This is a genomic window from Sagittula stellata E-37 (assembly GCF_039724765.1).
Lineage (GTDB): Bacteria > Pseudomonadota > Alphaproteobacteria > Rhodobacterales > Rhodobacteraceae > Sagittula > Sagittula stellata.
Map to the genome: position 1 here is coordinate 3723414 of NZ_CP155729.1, position 17498 is coordinate 3740911.

General features: G+C 66.2%; 16 protein-coding genes. 7 read left to right on the plus strand and 9 right to left on the minus strand.

Features of this window, described 5'->3' with window-relative positions; genetic code table 11:
• Nucleotides 1–15: 15 nt before the first annotated feature.
• The 3 genes from ABFK29_RS17755 (at nt 16) to ABFK29_RS17765 (ending at nt 2050) form a co-directional block, all read left to right on the plus strand.
• Nucleotides 16–342, plus strand: a complete 327-nt coding sequence (locus ABFK29_RS17755) for a hypothetical protein (RefSeq protein ID WP_005859115.1) — start codon at nt 16–18, stop codon at nt 340–342.
• A gap of 288 nt (nt 343–630) precedes the next feature.
• A complete protein-coding gene (locus ABFK29_RS17760; protein ID WP_005859117.1) occupies nt 631–1503 on the plus strand; it encodes a TIGR01459 family HAD-type hydrolase in 873 nt (290 codons plus the stop codon).
• 103 nt (nt 1504–1606) lie between these two features.
• On the plus strand, nt 1607–2050 hold the full coding sequence (locus tag ABFK29_RS17765; RefSeq protein WP_040604606.1) for a MaoC family dehydratase: 444 nt from the start codon (nt 1607–1609) through the stop codon (nt 2048–2050).
• A gap of 126 nt (nt 2051–2176) precedes the next feature.
• On the opposite strand, the gene ABFK29_RS17770 is transcribed toward ABFK29_RS17765, so the two are convergent.
• Nucleotides 2177–3211 carry an NAD(P)/FAD-dependent oxidoreductase gene (locus ABFK29_RS17770; protein ID WP_005859122.1) on the minus strand — a complete coding sequence of 345 codons (1035 nt, stop codon included), beginning with the start codon at nt 3209–3211 and terminating at the stop codon, nt 2177–2179.
• A 49-nt stretch (nt 3212–3260) separates the two neighbouring features.
• Here ABFK29_RS17770 and mnmD point away from each other — a divergent pair, with 49 nt between their 5' ends.
• Nucleotides 3261–3929 (plus strand): tRNA (5-methylaminomethyl-2-thiouridine)(34)-methyltransferase MnmD, encoded by a 669-nt coding sequence (gene mnmD / locus ABFK29_RS17775; RefSeq protein ID WP_005859124.1) that lies wholly within the window; start codon nt 3261–3263, stop codon nt 3927–3929.
• Between the two features lies 1 nt (nt 3930).
• Nucleotides 3931–4797: a DMT family transporter gene (locus ABFK29_RS17780; RefSeq protein ID WP_005859126.1), complete on the plus strand. Its 867-nt coding sequence runs from the start codon at nt 3931–3933 to the stop codon at nt 4795–4797.
• A 110-nt stretch (nt 4798–4907) separates the two neighbouring features.
• Here the strand turns inward: ABFK29_RS17780 and ABFK29_RS17785 are convergent, their stop codons facing one another.
• The gene (locus tag ABFK29_RS17785) at nt 4908–6872 is read right to left on the minus strand and encodes a lytic transglycosylase domain-containing protein (RefSeq protein ID WP_005859128.1); all 1965 of its coding nucleotides are present in this window, start codon (nt 6870–6872) and stop codon (nt 4908–4910) included.
• A gap of 142 nt (nt 6873–7014) precedes the next feature.
• Between ABFK29_RS17785 and dapA the strand changes: the two genes are divergently transcribed.
• On the plus strand, nt 7015–7890 hold the full coding sequence (gene dapA, locus ABFK29_RS17790; RefSeq protein WP_005859130.1) for a 4-hydroxy-tetrahydrodipicolinate synthase: 876 nt from the start codon (nt 7015–7017) through the stop codon (nt 7888–7890).
• Nucleotides 7890–8216, plus strand: coding sequence for a hypothetical protein (locus tag ABFK29_RS17795; protein WP_005859132.1), 327 nt, complete (start codon nt 7890–7892; stop codon nt 8214–8216). Before dapA ends, ABFK29_RS17795 begins: the two co-directional genes overlap by 1 nt.
• Here the strand turns inward: ABFK29_RS17795 and ABFK29_RS17800 are convergent.
• From ABFK29_RS17800 to ABFK29_RS17830, 7 genes are all read right to left on the minus strand, one after another.
• A complete protein-coding gene (locus ABFK29_RS17800) occupies nt 8188–9654 on the minus strand; it encodes a DUF2252 domain-containing protein (protein ID WP_232281560.1) in 1467 nt (488 codons plus the stop codon). The genes ABFK29_RS17795 and ABFK29_RS17800 overlap by 29 nt on opposite strands.
• Nucleotides 9655–9893: 239 nt before the next feature.
• Nucleotides 9894–11213 (minus strand): M16 family metallopeptidase, encoded by a 1320-nt coding sequence (locus ABFK29_RS17805; protein ID WP_005859136.1) that lies wholly within the window; start codon nt 11211–11213, stop codon nt 9894–9896.
• Entirely contained in the window at nt 11210–12550 is a 1341-nt protein-coding gene (locus ABFK29_RS17810; RefSeq protein ID WP_005859138.1) for a M16 family metallopeptidase, read from the minus strand. The genes ABFK29_RS17805 and ABFK29_RS17810 overlap by 4 nt, the downstream gene beginning before the upstream one ends.
• A gap of 191 nt (nt 12551–12741) precedes the next feature.
• Nucleotides 12742–13278 (minus strand): DUF3035 domain-containing protein, encoded by a 537-nt coding sequence (locus tag ABFK29_RS17815; RefSeq protein WP_005859140.1) that lies wholly within the window; start codon nt 13276–13278, stop codon nt 12742–12744.
• A gap of 83 nt (nt 13279–13361) precedes the next feature.
• Nucleotides 13362–13880 (minus strand): signal peptidase II, encoded by a 519-nt coding sequence (gene lspA, locus ABFK29_RS17820; RefSeq protein ID WP_050772419.1) that lies wholly within the window; start codon nt 13878–13880, stop codon nt 13362–13364.
• 228 nt (nt 13881–14108) lie between these two features.
• On the minus strand, nt 14109–15707 hold the full coding sequence (purH, locus tag ABFK29_RS17825; protein WP_005859144.1) for a bifunctional phosphoribosylaminoimidazolecarboxamide formyltransferase/IMP cyclohydrolase: 1599 nt from the start codon (nt 15705–15707) through the stop codon (nt 14109–14111).
• Nucleotides 15708–15730: 23 nt separating this feature from the next.
• Nucleotides 15731–17473, minus strand: a complete 1743-nt coding sequence (locus ABFK29_RS17830) for a heparinase II/III family protein (protein WP_005859146.1) — start codon at nt 17471–17473, stop codon at nt 15731–15733.
• Nucleotides 17474–17498: the final 25 nt, after the last annotated feature.

Sequence of the window (17498 nt, forward strand, 5' to 3'; positions counted from 1 at the left end):
GGGACAGAAAAACAAATGGACAGAACCCAGTTCATCATCGCAACGGCGATCATTCTTTTTGTCGCCTTTTGCCTGGGCTGGTTCGCCCACTGGCTGATCCACCGCTTTCGCCGCGTCAGCCAGGCCGATGTCGATCAACTCGAACGCATGAGCCAGGAATTGCACGAGGCGGAAGAAACCCGGGATCAGGCGATCACCTACCTCCAGCAACGTGAGGCGGAGCTGACCAATCAGCTTGCCCAGACGGAGGCGGAACTGGCGGCGGCAATGGACGGCCTGCGCGAAGCCCGCCAGGAAGCCGAGGAAATGCGCGCCTACGCCGAACGGATGAGCCAAGGCTGAGAGGCCTCTCGCGGGACGCCCGTGGCCAAGCAGGGACAGGATCAACGCTCTGCGAATGCCACAGGCGGCAAGACTTGCGCAGCAATCGGCTGCGGTGCAGTGTTCGTATTCGGCCAGGACCGGTCCCGACAGTCTGACCGAAGACATGGCACCCGGACGTGCGCGACCTCTGCGCCCGCCGCAAACCACCCCTTGGAACACCCACGCTCTGCTGTCTGAAAAGCCTGTCCCATTGCGCGGGCAGCCTCTATGCAGGGGCCAGACACTCCTGACCACTAGGACTCCCTAATGACCCAGATCATCTCTGCCCTTTCCGACGTATCCGACCGCTACGACGCGTTGTTCGTCGACCTGTGGGGCTGTGTGCACAACGGCATCAAGGCCATCCCCTCCGCCGTCGCCGCCCTCCAGGACTACCGCGCGAAAGGCGGCGCCGTGGTTCTGGTGACAAACGCGCCGCGTTCCCGCCACGAGGTGGCAAAGCAATTGACGAAATTCGAGGTGCCGGAAGACGCCTACGACGACATCGCCACATCCGGCGACGCCGCACGCGCCGCGATGTTCCAGGGCGCCGTGGGGTCGAAGGTGTACTTCATGGGGCTCGACTTCGATCAGTCTTTCTTCGAGCCGCTGCAGATTCTGGATAACCCCGTCGAGGTGAGCCGCGTACCGCTGCAGGAGGCCGAGGGCATCGTCTGCTGCGGACCCTTCGATCCCCACGCGGAACCGGAAGTGAACCGTCCCGACTTCCTTTATGCCAAGCAGAAGGGTCTGAAACTGCTCTGCGCGAACCCCGACATCGTGGTCGACCGTGGAGAGCGCCGGGAGTACTGCGCCGGGGCACTGGCAAAGCTCTATACAGAGATGGGCGGCGAAAGCCTTTATTTCGGCAAGCCGCATCCGGCGATCTACGACCTGGCCCGCCGGCGTCTGGCCGCGCATCGCGACGACGTTCCCGACAGCGCGATCCTTGCCATCGGCGACGGACCGCACACCGACATTCTGGGCGCTATGGGCGAAGATCTCGATTCCCTCTTCATCACCGGCGGTCTCGCCCGGGCCGAGACCAAAACGTCGCAGCAGCCGGAACCGGACGCGCTAAAGTCTTACCTGCAAAAGGAAAAGGTGGCACCGACCTTCTCCATGGGAACGCTGGGGTAATAAAATTACCGCTTGCTTTCGCTGCGTCCGCAAAGTAATAAAATTACCAATCCCGCCTAGGGATGACGCTTTTATTACCGAACGGATGCTCATGGAGGGCAAGATGTTGGACAACCTGCCTCGCGGAACGATCTGCATCGAAGACATCGAGATGGGCATGACCCGTCACCTCCGCAAACAGGTGACGGATCAGGATATCGAGATGTTCGCCGAGGTCTCCACCGACCGGAATCCGGTGCACCTCGACGACGCCTATGCGCAGGACACCATCTTCGAAGGGCGCATCGCCCACGGCATGTTGACCGCGGGGCTGATTTCCGCGGTCATCGGCGAACAGCTTCCCGGGCACGGCACCGTTTACCTCGGACAGTCGCTGAAGTTCCTTGCCCCCGTGCGCCCCGGCGACATGGTCTATGCCGAGGTCAAGGTCACCGACATAGACATCGGCAAGCGCCGCGTGACGCTGGAAACGCATTGCTCGGTCGACGGCAAGAAGGTCGTCATCGGCGAGGCCAAGGTCCTCGCCCCCTCCCGCAAGTTCGACTAAGCCGAAAAACCTCCGAGTCTTTCGGCTGGTGGGCAGGCGAGCTTTCAAAAAGAAAGCTCAGCGCCCACTCCCTCGCCAGTCCAGGCGCACAAACCGGCGTTCCGCTCCGGTGCGCATCGACGTAGCTCAGTCCAGCCTGAAGCCCTCAGGTATGCCCGCGTCCGTCCCATCGAGCACAAGATCCGCCATCACCTCCGCCACCTTTGGCGCCATGCCGAAGCCGATCTTGAAGCCTCCGTTGGCGACGTAGTGTCCCTCTCGCCCCGGCCAGCCGCCCAGCACCGGCGCCCGCGTCCGTGCCCGGGGCCGCACCCCAGCCCAGCGGGACACGACCTCCGCACCGGCGAGACCCGGCACCGCGCGGCGCGCCGCTGCGATCAGGTCGTCGCACTGCGCATCCAGAGAAGCCCCATCTTCGAAGTCGCGTTCGGACGTCGAGCCGATGGCGACCGTCCCGTCCGCATGCGGCACGATGTGCAGACCGCCGACAAAGAGCTGCGGCGCATCGCGCGCCTCGAACCGCAACGCCGCGGACTGGCCTTTCACCCCATCGCCAACCTTGCGCCCAAGCGCCTCCGACAGCTCCACAAGGCCGCGCCAACCGGTCGCCCAGATGACCGCGCCCGCGTCCTCGGCGTCGGGCACCACCGATACGCCTGTCGCCTGAAGCGCCGCCACTAGTGCGGAGCAGGCCCGGCGTGGGTGCATCCGTGCGCTCAGCGTGTCGCGGATCAGCCAGCCTGAAGGCGACACCGGCGCAAAAGCCCCGGCCTCCGACTGCGGCACGACCTCCCACACCGCCCTGCCCTTCCACAGCGCGGCGGCACCGTCGCCCCGTGCCCGTGCGAGCGCCAGAGCGGCCTCGTCCGCCACCGGCTGCAGCCGCCCAGTCCGCGCATAACCGGCCGAAATACCGCCCTTGGCCTCCACTTCCTGCCAGAAACCTTCCGCCATCAGCAGGCTGTCCAATTGAAAGGCCTTCTTCTCGTTCCAGTTTTCCGGGACGTGCGGCGCAAGCGCACCGACCAGCCCGCCAGAGGAGCCCGCCCCGGCGCCATGCGGATCGACAACTTGCACCCGCGCCCCGCGCCGTACCAGCGCCCAGGCAATCGACAGGCCGAATATCCCGGCGCCCCTGATCGTCACGTCCACGCTTGCCATCGCCGTCTCTCCGCGTCACATCTCGGACCATCCCATAAGGACTTCCCCGATGGCCGACCAGAGCCCCGCGCTCGACTGGCGCGACGACATCCCCGTGTCGACCCGCTTCGACGATCCCTACTACTCGCTCGAAAACGGGCTGGAGGAGACGCGCCATGTCTTCCTGTCCGGCAATGGCCTGCCGGAACGGTTCCGCGACGGGTTCCACATCGCCGAACTGGGTTTCGGGACGGGGCTGAACCTTCTGGCCGCGCTCGACCTCTGGCGACGGACGGGACGGCAAGGCCACCTCAAGTTCACCAGCTTCGAAGCTTTCCCCCTGGACGGCCCGCAGATGATCCGCGCGCAGTCCGCCTTTCCCGCGGTGGCGGACGTCGCCCGCGATCTCGCCCCGCACTGGCAGGCACGCGCCACGCGGATCACCTTGCCGGACCTCGACTTTACGCTTGTCACCGGCGACGCGCGCGAGACGCTGCCGCTGTGGGACGGGAACGCCGACGCGTGGTTCCTCGACGGCTTCGCCCCGGCGCGAAATCCCGAGCTTTGGGCGCCCGACCTGATGGCCGAGGTCGCCCGCCACATGGCCCCCGGCGCCACCGCCGCAAGCTACACGGCCGCCGGCCACGTCCGCCGCGCGCTGTCGGACGCGGGCCTTCAGGTGACGCGCCAACCGGGCTATGGCCGCAAACGCCACATGACAACGGCAAAGAAGCCCTGACATGACCGAACAGAACACCCGCCTCGGCATTCTCCTGATGGTTGCGACGACCTTCGTCTTCGCCATGCAGGACGGCCTCTCGCGGCACCTTGCGACGGAATACAACGTCATGATGGTGGTTATGCTGCGCTATTGGTTCTTCGCAGCCTTCGTGATCGCCGTCGCTGCCCGGCAGCCCGGTGGCCTCAGGCGCGCCACCCGCAGCGGCCACCCGCTTGTGCAGTGCTTCCGCGGCGCGCTGCTGGTGGTCGAGATCAACGTGATGGTGCTGGCCTTCGTCTTCCTTGGGCTCGTGGAAAGCCACGCCGTCTTTGCCTGCTACCCGCTGCTGGTCGCGGCGCTTTCCGGCCCGGTGCTTGGCGAAAAGGTCGGCTGGCGGCGGTGGGTCGCGATCGGCGTGGGTTTCGTCGGGGTGATCGTGATCCTGCAGCCTTCGGGCGGGGTCTTCTCCCCCTATGCCGCGATCCCGCTGCTGGCGGCGTTGATGTTCAGCCTCTACGCGTTGCTCACCCGCTACGTGGCCCGCACCGACACGGCGGCAACCTCGTTCTTCTACACCGGCACGGCGGGCGCCTTTGTGGCCACCGCCATCGGCCTGTGGTTCTGGGAGCCGATGACCGCGCCCGACTGGGGATGGATGAGCCTGCTCTGCCTGACCGGCGCGCTGGGACACTGGTTCATGATCCGCGCCTACGAGGTCGCCGAGGCCAGCGCCGTCCAGCCTTTCGCCTACCTGCAACTGGTGTTCGCCAGCACGCTCGGGCTGATCGTGTTCAACGAAACGCTGCGCATCAACGTGGTGATCGGTGCGGCGATGATCGTCGCCGCCGGGCTGTTCACGCTCTGGCGCGCCCGCGTCAAAAGCTGACCCCGGATTGCCGGAACGTCACGCCTTCACGGGCCCGAGGTGCCGGCCGCAAGGCCGGGGCCGAGACGACCTGCATGGTCGCCCGAAGGGCGGACATTCCGCCAGGCCCGTCAGTCCGCGACCACCGACCGGGCCAGCATCGACGCGCCCACCAGCTCTTCGGAGAAGGGCACCGGCAGCGGTTCCTTGCCCAGACGCGCGCGGTAAACCGGCAGGCTTTCCGCCACGCGCATGACGTAGTTGCGCGTCTCGTCGAAGGGGATGAACTCGATCCAGTCGATCACGTCCACCGCGCCGGTTCTGGGATCGCCGAACTCCGCCATCCAGCGCAGCGGGCGCGACGGTCCGGCGTTGTAGCCCGCAGCCATCATCACGACGTTGCCGTCGAAGGTGTCCGCCAGCCCGGCCAGGTAGGTCGATCCCAATGTCGCGTTGTAGGCCGGGTCCGACAACAGGCGCGCCGCGTCGTAGGGCTCGCCCACCTTTGAGGCGACCTCGCGGGCGGTGCCCGGCATCAGTTGCATGAACCCGCGCGCCCCCGCGCCCGAGATCACGCCCGGGTCGAATTCGGATTCGCGGCGCGCGATGGCCAGCACCAGCTCCTTGGGCACAGGGTACTCCGTGCCCACCACGTCCGGGTGCAGCGCATAGTAGGGCCCCGCAAGCTCGATCCCGTATTGCGCGGCGCGTTTGCCCAGCATGACCTGAATATGCGGGCGTTTCATCTCGGCCAGCATGTCGCCCATCTGGCCCATACCCGTCCGGTCCTGACTTTCTGCAAGATGCGTCAGGAAGCGTTCGCCCAGGTCGATCTCGCCCGCCGCGAGCAGCAGGATACCCGCCTGAAAGACCGTCGACTTGGCAAATCCCGCCTCGCGCCAGTCCGGGAAATCCTCGTCGCCGGACAACAGCGGATTGACCGGGATGCCCCCGCGCTCCGCCGCAAGCAGCCCGTAAAAGGACGTCTGAAAGGCCGCGCCCTCCGTGTAGGCGGCCTGCGCGCCTTCGGCATCTCCCGTCGCCTCCAGCGCCCGGCCCAGCCAGTAGCCCGCCCGTCCGACCGAAATCGGCGTCCACACGGCTTCCCGGAAGTTGCGGAAGTGCTGCACCGCAAGGTCCGCGCGGCCAAGGAACTGCATGGCAAGATAGCCGGACAGCCACTCCAGTTCCGCGAATTCCGACCCTTCGACAAGGTAATGCCGCGACGCGATCTCGTAGGCTTCGTCGTAGGCACCGGCGCGCATCCTGAGCCGGGCAAGATCGACCCTCTCGTTGGCCCAGGCCCAGGGCTCGCCCAGCCCCGCCAGCGACGTCGACCGCTCCTTCAACAGCTCGATCGCCTCGTCGCGGCGTCCCTTGCGCACCCGCCAAAGGAAGCGTTCATAGGCCAGCCCAGCGTTGTCCGCCAGTTCCGGTGGCACCCGCGCGATCAGCGAATCGACATTGCCCACCGCTGCGCGCAACCCCATGCGGGCCTCCGCAAGCGCGCGCCAGCCGTCGTCCGCGAAAGGCAGCATGGCGGTGGCGTTCTGGCTCCAGCCATTCCACAGCGCCATGTCCAGCCGCGCGATGTGATGGGGCTTCAGGATCTCGCCCCAGGTCGACAGGAATGCCCGGCGCTCGTCGCTGGTCAGCGACAGCGTCCGCCAGGCCAGCACGATGTCGGCCTGTGCCAGCCCTTCGTCCCCTTCCGTCATATGGACACGCGCCAGCGCCAGAGCCCCCGCGCCGGACTGCGGCTGGTGATCCGAGAAAAAGTGCTGGATCTGCGCGTTCGTCGCCTCGTCGGCCATGATCGGCTCGGACTTCTCGCGCAGGTAGTCCATCCCCGGCCAGTCCGGATTGCGGGCGATGAAGTCCATCACCTCTTCCGAATCTCCCCGCCCCGACCGAAGCGCGTGCCACAGGATGACATCGACGGCGATCTGGCCGTCGCCACGCGCCTCGATCTGGGCGGCGGCCCAGTTTCCGGTGCGCATCGACTGCATGGCCTTGGCAAGCGCCTGCCCGCTCTCCTGCGCGGCGGCGGCCATGCTGGTGCAGATCAACAGCAAAACGGCAAGAAGGCGCGACATGAGCTTGCAATTCCCGCAATGAAACTTAATAGACCCCTCCGGAGGATATCGCTCGCACCCATGGCTTCAACTCACTTTCCCGCTGGGTCGGCGGAAATTCTCCACAAGCGACGACGAACCCGAAACAACAAAGGAGCGTGAGATGTTCAAGGGATCAATGCCTGCCCTGGTCACGCCGTTCAAGGACGGCGCGGTGGATTTCGAAACGCTCAAACAGCTCGTCGACTGGCACGTCGACCAGGGGAGCCATGGGCTGGTGCCTGTCGGCACGACCGGCGAGAGCCCGACGCTGACCCATGACGAGCATGAAGAAGTCATCCGCTGCGTGGTCGAGGCCGCCGCAGGCCGCATTCCCGTCATCGCCGGCGCCGGGTCGAACAACACCGACGAGGCCGTGCGCTTCATGGTCTACGCCCAGACCGTCGGCGCCGATGGCGCACTGGTGGTGACGCCCTACTACAACAAGCCGACGCAGGCCGGGATGATCGCGCACTTCAAGGCGGTGCACGATGCCGCCGACCTGCCGATCATCATCTACAACATCCCCGGCCGCTCGGCCGTGGACATGAGCCCCGAGACCATGGGCGAACTTGCAAAGCTGCCGCGCATCGTCGGCGTCAAGGACGCCACCGGCGACCTCGCCCGCGTCTGCAAGCAGCGCATCACCTGCGGCAAGGACTTCATCCAGCTCTCGGGCGAGGACGGCACGGCGCACGGCTTCAACGCGCAAGGCGGTGTCGGCATGATCTCCGTCACCGCCAACGTGGCGCCCGCCCTCTGCGCACAGATGCAGGAGGCCTGCCTCGCCGGTGACTACGCACTGGCGCTCGACCTGCAGGACCGGCTGATGCCGTTGCACCAGGCGATCTTCCTCGAACCGGGCCTGTGCGGCGCGAAATACGCCATGTCGCGTATCGGTCTCTGCGCCGAGGACATGCGCCTGCCGCTACTGCCGGTCACCGAACCGGTGCGCGAGCGGATCGACGCGGGCCTGCGCCACGCCGGTCTGCTGAACTGATGACGGATCGGGCCGGGATCTCTTTGCTCGGCCCGAACCCACTGCACGTGCGGCGGCGCATCTTCCTTGCGACGGCGGCGGGCGCGCTGGCGTTCCTGGGGCTCGACATCGCATTGCAAGGCCGCGATGGCACGGGTCCACTGATTGCCGCCTTCCAGCTGCTCTCCGCAGCGGCGCTCTACATCCTCGTCTTCCGGCTGGTGCATCCGGCGATGATGCGCTGGCTGCTGGCCCGGACCCGCAAGGGCTCTACCCGTCGGCTGTCCGGCTTCACGCGCTGGTATCTCGGCACGGGCGTCAACGATACGTCTTCAGACCCACGGTGAACGCTCCCAGCTTCAGGTCGCGCTTGTAATAGGCGTGATCGCGGTCCAGCCGCTTCACGGCCTCCTTGGCAAATCCCAGAATGTCGTCGACGAACAGGTCGAACGGCTCCATCGCCTCAAGGATGCGCGGCTCGATCCGGTAGTCCAGCTGACCTGCATCGTCCGACCGCGCATGCGCCTGCGCCAAGGCCCGGCCGCAGGCCGCCGCATAGCGCTTCCAGCTTTTCTTCGACAGATCGTCGAGATCGACATCCTCGCGGAACGGTGCACGCTCCCGCGACATGAAGCTGACGCCGTCGATCTCCACGTTGCCGTAGAACACATCGCCATTGGCAAGATGCACTGCCTGCCCGTGGGCGATGCGATCCCCTTCCTTCCCCGCGTCGAAGTCGTTGGCGGGCACCAACCCCTCCAGCGCCGAGCGGCGGGCGCGCTTGAATTCTACGATCAGATCGTCGGTCGCATCCTCGGACGGCCCCTCCAGCAGCACATAGTAGCGCGCCAGACCCAGCGAGGCCGTGCCCTGCCCATGCCGGAGACAGACATCCTTGACCTTCAGCCGGTTGACGCGGCCCGACTTCTCGACACCCGCGGCCTTGGCGATCTGGTCGATGTAGCCCTGGAACTCGTCGACCCTCGTGGTCAGCGGGGTCAACTCGTCATTGGCGCGAAAACCCAGCCCGTTCTCCGCCAGATACCGATCCCAAAGCCAGTCCTTGCGGCTTTCACGCGCTTCCTCGAACAGCTTGCGGATCACTTTCGGCGAATTGTCCTGCCGCATCTGCTGGCTGGATTCCGTGTCATGCCGGGAATAAAAGGCGATGCCGTCGCGATACCCCTTGATGAAGCAGCGCGCGATCTTCAGCCGGTGCTTTTTCTTCAGATCCCCTTCCTCCTCGGCGGCCAGCAGGAACCCCGTCACGCCGCGCTTCAGATCCCAGCTGAAAGGCCCGTAGACCACGTCGTCGAAATCGTTCACCCCGAAGATCGGCGCATTGTCCGCGTTGGGCATGACGCCGAAGTTTTCCGGATGCACGTCGCCCAGCACCAGAACGGTTGGCATCCGCGCATCGTCGCCCACCATGTCGCGATGAAACAGCAAAGACGTGCCCCGGAAGAACGCAAACCGGCTGTCCGCCAGCTTGCGAAACTTGGCATCCGCACCGTCGGACTTCTGCGCAATCCGGACGGCGTGATCCTCGATGATCGTCTCCCGCACGTGGCGCCGCCGCGCCTCTCCGGTCAGGTTGCAGGGCCGCATGACGCAGGGGTCCTCGACGAACCGCCGGGCGAGACGCCGGTAATCCTCCACCCGGCTCTTCAGCTCGGTCACCGGGTTTTCGGGGGGCGTGTTGACGGACTGTGTGCGCCGCGCCTCTTTCGAGTTGCCGGATGCGGATTTCGAAGGTTGCTGCCGTTTTCTAGCCTGCGTCGCCAATGGTCGCTCCTGTCTTCTGTCAGAAGCGCAACGCAGGCCCGCGCGCCTTCGTTCCGGCAGGCCAGGCGGCGCACAGCCCCGCCCTACCTTGACGCGCGCCCGATCTCGGCGCCACACAAAAAAAGGGCCGGAACACCGTGCCCGACCCTTCCCTTCATCTTGGTCCAAATACCCTCGGGGGGTCCGGGGGCAGAGCCCCCCGGCAGATCGCCTGCGCGGCACGCGCAGGCGACACGAAGTCACTGACCGACGGTCGCATCCTCCAGCCCCTCGGGCTGGCCCACGACGACGAAATGCAACTCCTCGGGCTTCATCAGCTCACCCGCCACGCGCTTCATGTCGTCGAGCGTGACAGCCTCGATCTTGGCGTTGCGCGTCGTCACGTAGTCGATACCGAGGTCGTCCATCTGCATGCCCACGAGGATCTGCGCGATCGGTGCGTTGCCGTCGAAGCGCAGCGGATAGGCGCCGGTCAGGTAGGTCTTGGCCTGCTCCAGCTCCGCCTCGGTCACGCCGTCCGCGGCCACCTTCGCCCATTCGTCCCGGATGACCGAGATCGCGTCGGCGATGCGGTTGTTGGCCGAGGCCACGCGCCCGATCACCAGCTCGGCGTGGTCCTTGGGCATCAGGTAGGAATAGACCCCATAGGTCAGGCCGCGCTTCTCGCGGACCTCCTCCATCAGCCGCGCCTCGAAACCCCCACCGCCGAAGATGGTGTTCAGCATGTAGGCGGCGAAGAAATCGGGATCGTTACGCTTCATGCCGCGATGCCCGAAGATGGCCACCGACTGCGGCGTGTCGAAAGGCAGCACCGTCACACCGGCCTCGGTCTCCACCGTCACGTCCTCCGGCATCGGCGCGCCGGTCTCCGGCAGGTCGCCCAGCAGCCGGTCGATCAGCACACCCAGGTCCTCGGCCGAAATGTCGCCCGCCGCCGCGATGTAGACCCGGTCCCGTGCCAAAGCGTTCTTCCACGCCTCGACCACGTCGTCGCGGGTCAGCGCGGTCACGCTCTCGATTGTGCCCGAGTAGTCGGAGCCGTAGGGATGATCGCCGAAGACCATGCTGTCCCAGGCGCGCGTGACGATCTCGTCCGGGTCCGTCGCGTCGGAGCGCAACGAGGAGAGCACCTGCTGGCGCACCCGTTCCACGCTCACCTCGTCAAAGGTCGGTTCCACCAGCGACGCGCGCAGCAGGTCGACCGCCGCATCCTGCGTCTCGGTCAGGAATTTGAGCGAAATGCTCACCGAGTCGTCGCTCGCGTCGTAGCCGATCTGCGCGGCAATATCCTCCTTCGCCTCGGCAAAGGCCTTGGCGTCCATGTCGGCAGAGCCTTCTTCCAGCAAGCCCACCATCAGGTTGGTCGCGCCGCGCTTGCCCTCCACGTCCAGCGATGCGCCGCCCTTGAAGCGCAGCTCCAGCGCCACGAAGGGGATGGAGGGTTCTTCCACGAGCCAGGCCTTCAGACCGCCGGGGCTCTCGACCTCCTGAATGTCGATTTCCGCATGCGCCACGGTGGCGCCGAAGATCAGCCCGAAGGCCAGGATGAAACGCTTCATTGGGTCACCTCCTCGGCGGGCATCAGGTAGCCCGTGACGGATTTCTTCGGATCGAAGACCTCTTTGGCCGCTGCGACCACGTCCTCGCCGGTCACGGCCTGCAGAACGTCGGGCCAGGCCTGCACGTCTTCGACGGTCAGACCGGAGGTCAGCGCATCGCCATACCGCCGGGCCAGGCGGCTCACGTCGTCCTGTTCGTAAATCTGCGACGCCTTCATCCGAAACTTGATCCGGTCGAGTTGCTTCTCGTCCACGCCGTTTTCGATGAAGGCCTGGATGGTCGCGTCCATCTCCTTTTCCGCATCTTCGAGGCTCACCCCCGGTGCCGGCACCACGACCAGCCCGAAGGTGGTGTCGTCCAGCGACACACCGCTGTAGTAAGCACTGGTGTAGACCGCTTTTTTCAGGTCGAACTGCAACCGCTGGTTCAGAACGGAGGTCTGCCCGCCGCCAAGGATCTGCGACAGGATCTCAAGCGCCGCCGCCTTCTTCTGGTCGCCCGGATCGCGCTCCGGGGCAAGATATGTGCGGGTCACGTAGGGCGTCGAGACACGCGGATCGCGGAAGGTCATCCGCCGTTCGGCCAGTTGCCGGGGCTCCGACGGGCGTACACGCTCGCCCAGCTCGTCGTTCGGCGCGATGGGTTCGTAATACTCTTTGGCCAGGCGCAGCACCTCGTCGGGCTGCACGTCGCCCGCCACGATCAGGATCGCGTTATTCGGCGCGTAATACTTGTGGTAAAATGTCAGCGCGTCGTCGAGGTCTAGGCTCTCCATCTCGTGCCGCCAGCCGATGGTCGGCGTACCATATGGATGGTTGAGGTACAGCGCCGCTTGCGACTGCTCGCGGAACAGCGCGCCGGGATCGTTCTCCACCCGCATGTTGCGCTCCTCGATGATGACCTCGCGCTCCGTCAGGATATCCTGCTCGGAAAGCTGCAGGTTCGCCATGCGGTCGCTTTCCATGCTCATCATCATTTCCAGCCGGTCGGCGGCGACGCGCTGGTGATAGGCGGTCTGATCGGCGCTGGTAAAGGCGTTGTCGGACCCGCCATTCGCCGCTACCACCTTCGAGAATTCGCCCGGCGCCAGCTTCTCGGTGCCCTTGAACAACAGATGCTCCAGGAAGTGCGCCACACCCGATACGCCGCGCTCCTCGTCGGCGGCACCGGCCTTGTACCAGACCATGTGTTCGACCACCGGCGCGCGGTGGTCTTCGATCACCACCACATCCATTCCATTGTCGAGCGTGTATGTCGTGACGGGCACTTCGGCCTGCGCGACCTGCGCCGCCAAAGGCGCGGCCAGCAGGGACAGGACCAGGGGGAGTTGGCGCATCTGGTGTCATCTCACTTTGGGAAAGGATGACACAATACCTACGCAGCCGGCCATTAACTTCAAGTTAACTCTGGCGTGCCTCGCGCACTGGTGAAGCGGAGCTACCGGCCACGCCCGTCCCCCCTGCCCACATGGAAACACCTGCCCTACCGGACAGGTGTCAGAACGGCGCGCAGTGAAAGAGACAGGTCTCAGGGGGCCGGAGGTGCCGTGGGCGTGCGTGCCCCTGCCCTGCGATACCGGTTCAGCCAAGCGTAGGGGTCGAGCTTCTGACGGCGGTAGGCGCGGTCATAGTCGTCGCGCGGCACGATGGACCACGAGAAGCGGCCCTTGCCCCTGCGGTACTGCTGATCCTCGGACGCCAGCGTTTGCCGGACCGCGCTGTCGCGCCCGTAACGGCTGGCCTGCTGGACAAGCGCGGCATCGCCGCCGCCGATGGCCCCTGCCGCGCCCGGCTGGAGCGCTGCCGGATTGCCGCCAAGCGCCGCCACTGCGTCGGCCTGCGGCGTCGGATCGGTACGGTTGGCATTGCCCGGTGTCGGCTGCGGCAGTTCCGCGAAGGTCTGCGGCATGGTCAGCGGCTTGTTGGGAACGATGGCGAATTCTTCCGGCTCACCGCTGTTGGACCGCAGGTCGTGGAGCGGCTTCGGTTCGCCGCTGCGCGAACAGGCCGACAGCGCCAGCGCGCCTGTCATCACAATGATCGCCAGATGCGCTACCCGCATCATACCCTCCGTTCACCCATGGTCTGACCGCTTCTAACCCATCAGGACGGCGCCGTCACGCCCATCCCGGCATCAAACCCCGAAGATCAGGTGTTTTTCGCCGACGGGAACAGCACCAGCCCGAACGCCCCGGCAAAGATCGCGATATCGGCGACGTTGAAGGCGAAAGGGTTGGAGAAGCCGCAGCAGGACATGTTGAGGAAATCCGCCACCGCGCCATACAGCACACGGTCGACGACGTTCCCCAGCGCCCCACCGATCAGCATCCCGGCCGAGATCAGGCCAAGCCGGCCCGGCGGGTCCCGGCGCATCCAGACCAGCACGAACAGCACGATGCCAAGAGCCACGGAAATCAGGATCCACCGCGTGGCCGGCGCGTCTCCGGCAAGCAGGCCGAAGTTGATGCCGTAGTTCCAAGCCATGTGGAAATTCAGGAACGGCGGCCAGACCTCGATCTGCAACCGCGTCGCGAGGTCGAGCACGTGCACAACCCAGATCTTCGAGAGCTGATCGATCACGAAGACCCAGAATGCCACCCACCAGACCAAACGGAGGGTCCCCTGCCGAACTGCGCTTTGCCTGCCTGCCACTGCTGTCTCGTTCATTTTGCCCCGGCCCTGTTAACCGGTCTCGACCGGGCGGGATAGGTCGGTTTTCAATCAACTCTTCGACATCGGCGAAGGTCGGTGCGGCGCTTGTCGCATCAGCAGGCTTGCCGGTCAGGGCCTGCCTGCGTCCGCACGGCGAAAGACTATGCGCCCCCGCAGGGGCGCACAACCTCGCGCGGCGCCGGACACCGGCTCACCGCAAGATGACGTGGGGGCCGACCGGGATCAGTGGCGGAAATGCCGCATCCCGGTAAAGACCATTGCCAGCCCGGCCTCGTCCGCGGCGGCGATGACCTCGTCGTCGCGCATCGAACCGCCCGGCTGGATCACGCAGGTGGCACCGGCTGCGGCGGCTTCCATCAGCCCGTCCGGGAAGGGGAAGAACGCGTCCGACGCCACGGCAGAGCCGCGGGTCAGCGGTTCGGGCAGGCCAAGCGCCTCCGCCATCCGCTCTGCCTTCTTGGCCGCGATCAGCGCGGAATCGACACGGCTCATCTGACCCGCGCCGACACCCACGGTGGCCTTGTCCTTCACGTACACGATGGCGTTGGACTTCACGTGCTTCGCGACTTTCCACGCGAACAGAAGGTCCTCCATCTGCGCGTCGGTGGGCGCGATCTTCGTCACCACCTTAAGGTCGTCCACGGTCAGCACACCGTTGTCGATGTCCTGCACCAGTATCCCGCCGGACACCTGCCGGTAGGACACGCGATGCTCCGCCGTATTGGCAAGACCCGGTGCAAGGATCAGCCGCAGGTTCTTCTTCTTCGCGAAGATGTCCTTCGCCTTCTGGTCGATGGCCGGCGCGATGACGACCTCGGTGAAGATCTCGGAAATCGCCTCGGCGGTGGCGCCGTCCAGCGGGCCGTTCAGCGCCACGATGCCCCCGAAGGCAGAAGTCCGGTCACAGTCGAACGCCTTCTGGTAGGCCTCAAGCAGGGTCGCACCCTTCGCCACGCCGCAGGGGTTGGCGTGCTTGATGATCGCGCAGGCCGGGCCGTCGCCGGGCAGGAACTCGCTGACCAGTTCAAACGCGGCATCGGTGTCGTTGATGTTGTTGTAGCTCAGCTCCTTGCCCTGAAGCTGCTCGGCCACCGCCACGCCCGGGCGGTTCGAGCCGTCGGCGTAGAACGCCGCCTTCTGGTGCGGGTTCTCGCCGTAGCGCATGGTCTGCTTCAGCTCGCCCGCGAACACACGGCGGCGCGGCGTCTCCTCGCCGATGGCACCCGCCATCCAGGTCGACACGGCGGCGTCATAGGCGCCGGTGCGGGCATAGGCGATCTGCGCCATCTTCTTGCGGAACGCGAGCGTGGTCTGCGCCTCTTCCCCGCCGTTCGCCTTGATCTCTTCCAGGAGCGCGCCGTAGTCCTCCACGTCGACCACCGTGGTGACGAAGGCATGGTTTTTCGCCGCCGCACGGATCATCGCAGGGCCGCCGATGTCGATGTTCTCGATCATCTCGTCATAGCCCGCGCCGCGCGCCAGCGCCGCCTCGAACGGGTAGAGGTTCACCACCAGCAGGTCGATCGGCACGATGCCGTGCTCGGCCATGGAGGCCACATGCATGCCGTTGTCGCGCAGCGCCAGAAGGCCGCCGTGCACCTTGGGGTGGAGAGTCTTCACCCGGCCATCCATCATCTCCGGGAAACCGGTCAGGTCGGAGACGTCGCGCACCTCGATGCCGGCGTCGCGGATCGCCTTGGCGGACCCGCCGGTCGACAGCAGCTCGATCTTCAGGTCGGCCAGTGCGCGGGCCAGCTCGATCAGGCCGGTCTTGTCGGAAACGGAAATCAGCGCGCGGCGCACGGGTGCGAGGTCGGTCATGTGGGGCACTCCAAGGGTCAGACTCAGACGTCCGTCGGATCCTGCGCAAGATCGCGCACGGCCAGCGCGGTCTCCTGCGCCTTGGCCAATGACCACCGGACGCGCGTCGCATACTGCATCGCCCGCCCGGATAGAACCACCTGCTTCGTCGCACGGGGCCTCAACCGCCCCTTTTCAAGATATACGGAGGGTTCGAGGGCCAATTCCACGCCGCCTTCGAAGCGGAACACCCAGATTTCGCCGGATCGCAGCGCCATCGACACCGCGTTGCCCCCCAAATCGACGGTCACGTCGACCTCGGGATGAAGGTGAAAGCGAATCTCATACGGCAGACCCGCCAGCTTCACCGCATCCATCGCCTTGTCGAACCGCTTCTTCGCCGGGGCGTCGAGCGCGACGAGATAATCCTCGCCCCTGAGGCTCCGCCCGTCCAGCGACAGTTCCAGCGACCGGGCGTGGGTCAGCCCCTGTACGGCGACATAACCGTCGTGTCCTCCCTCGAAGCGCAGCGATTCGGCCAGATGGGTCATCTGGATCGGCACGTGCTTCGGCGCATCCTCCAGCAGTTCGCGCCGCGCCTGCGCGACCCAGCGCGGCGCCGCCAGCCGGGCCGAGCTGTAGCCCTGCAGGCACAACACCGAATGCGACAGCGTCGCCCGCCCGGCACGGCGCCAATCCTCTCCGAACCCGCTGCCCGAGCCGCAGTTGACGATCAGCGGCCGCCGGCCCGAAGTCAGTTCGAACGCAAGCGTAGAGGCATGGGCGTTGCCGGACGCCGCCCCGACGGGCGGCACGGCGGCGTCTATGACAATGCTCGTCCGACCGGCCGAGAGCCGTGCGAACCCCATCGCCAGCCCGTCCGCCTGTCGTTTCTTCGAACCGGAGACCGCAAGCGCCATGTCCAGCCGTCCGTCCAGCCCGCGCCCGCCACCGTGGAACCGCGCCAGCCCGCCGTCCGCGTGGCGCAGCGTGCGCAGCGTGGGCGCGATCCGCGCGATGGCCTCAACGTGGTCCTTGTGTGGAACGAGGTCCGCCTCCTCCAGCGCCGCCTGCGCCCACGTCAGCAGGGTGAAGACCTCCAGCAGTTCCTCGGGGTTGCGCGTGGGAATGCCGCCCTGCGCCGAGACCTGCCGCCGGCATTCGGCGCCAAGCGCCTCGCGCGCCGGGTCGACGTGCGTCTCCATCCCCTCCAGCGACAGCGCGGCGTACAGCAGCCCTGTCATCGCCTCGAAGCGGGCCAGTCCCGGCGGGGCCGACGCACCGCGCCGCGCAAGGAACGTCGCCTGCGCGCCCAGTGCCGCATAAAACGCCTCGCTCTTGTCGGACGGCAGTCCGCGCAGCACGAACAGCGCGTGATGCACCCAGCGGATCAGCCGCCGTCCGGTCAGTTCCGGCGTCCAGCCCGGCCCGGTGCCGCGCCCGTACCGCGCGATCCAGTCCCAGAGCCAGTCCTGTGCCAGCTTGCGCGCCTTGATGTCGCCCACCGCCGCGAGATCGTCGAGCCAGGCGAACCCGTTGATTTCCTCGGTGAAGGCGGCATCCGGCGCGGGGATGTCCCAAAGCATGGCGCCCGGCGCCTCGACGAAATGGCCCGCGAACATCAGGTTGCCCGCGCACATCTGCCGTCCCTTGGCAAAGAAGCCCACGGTGCGCGGTTCCGGCTGGCTGACAAATCCGTCCGCCGCGCGCGCACGCGCCGCCAGCCGTGCGTGCACACGGTTCAGGACCCGCTCCGGCGCGGTCCGCCAGTTGCGCTGCGTCGTCATCGCTGCCTTGCCTCGTTGCCCTTGC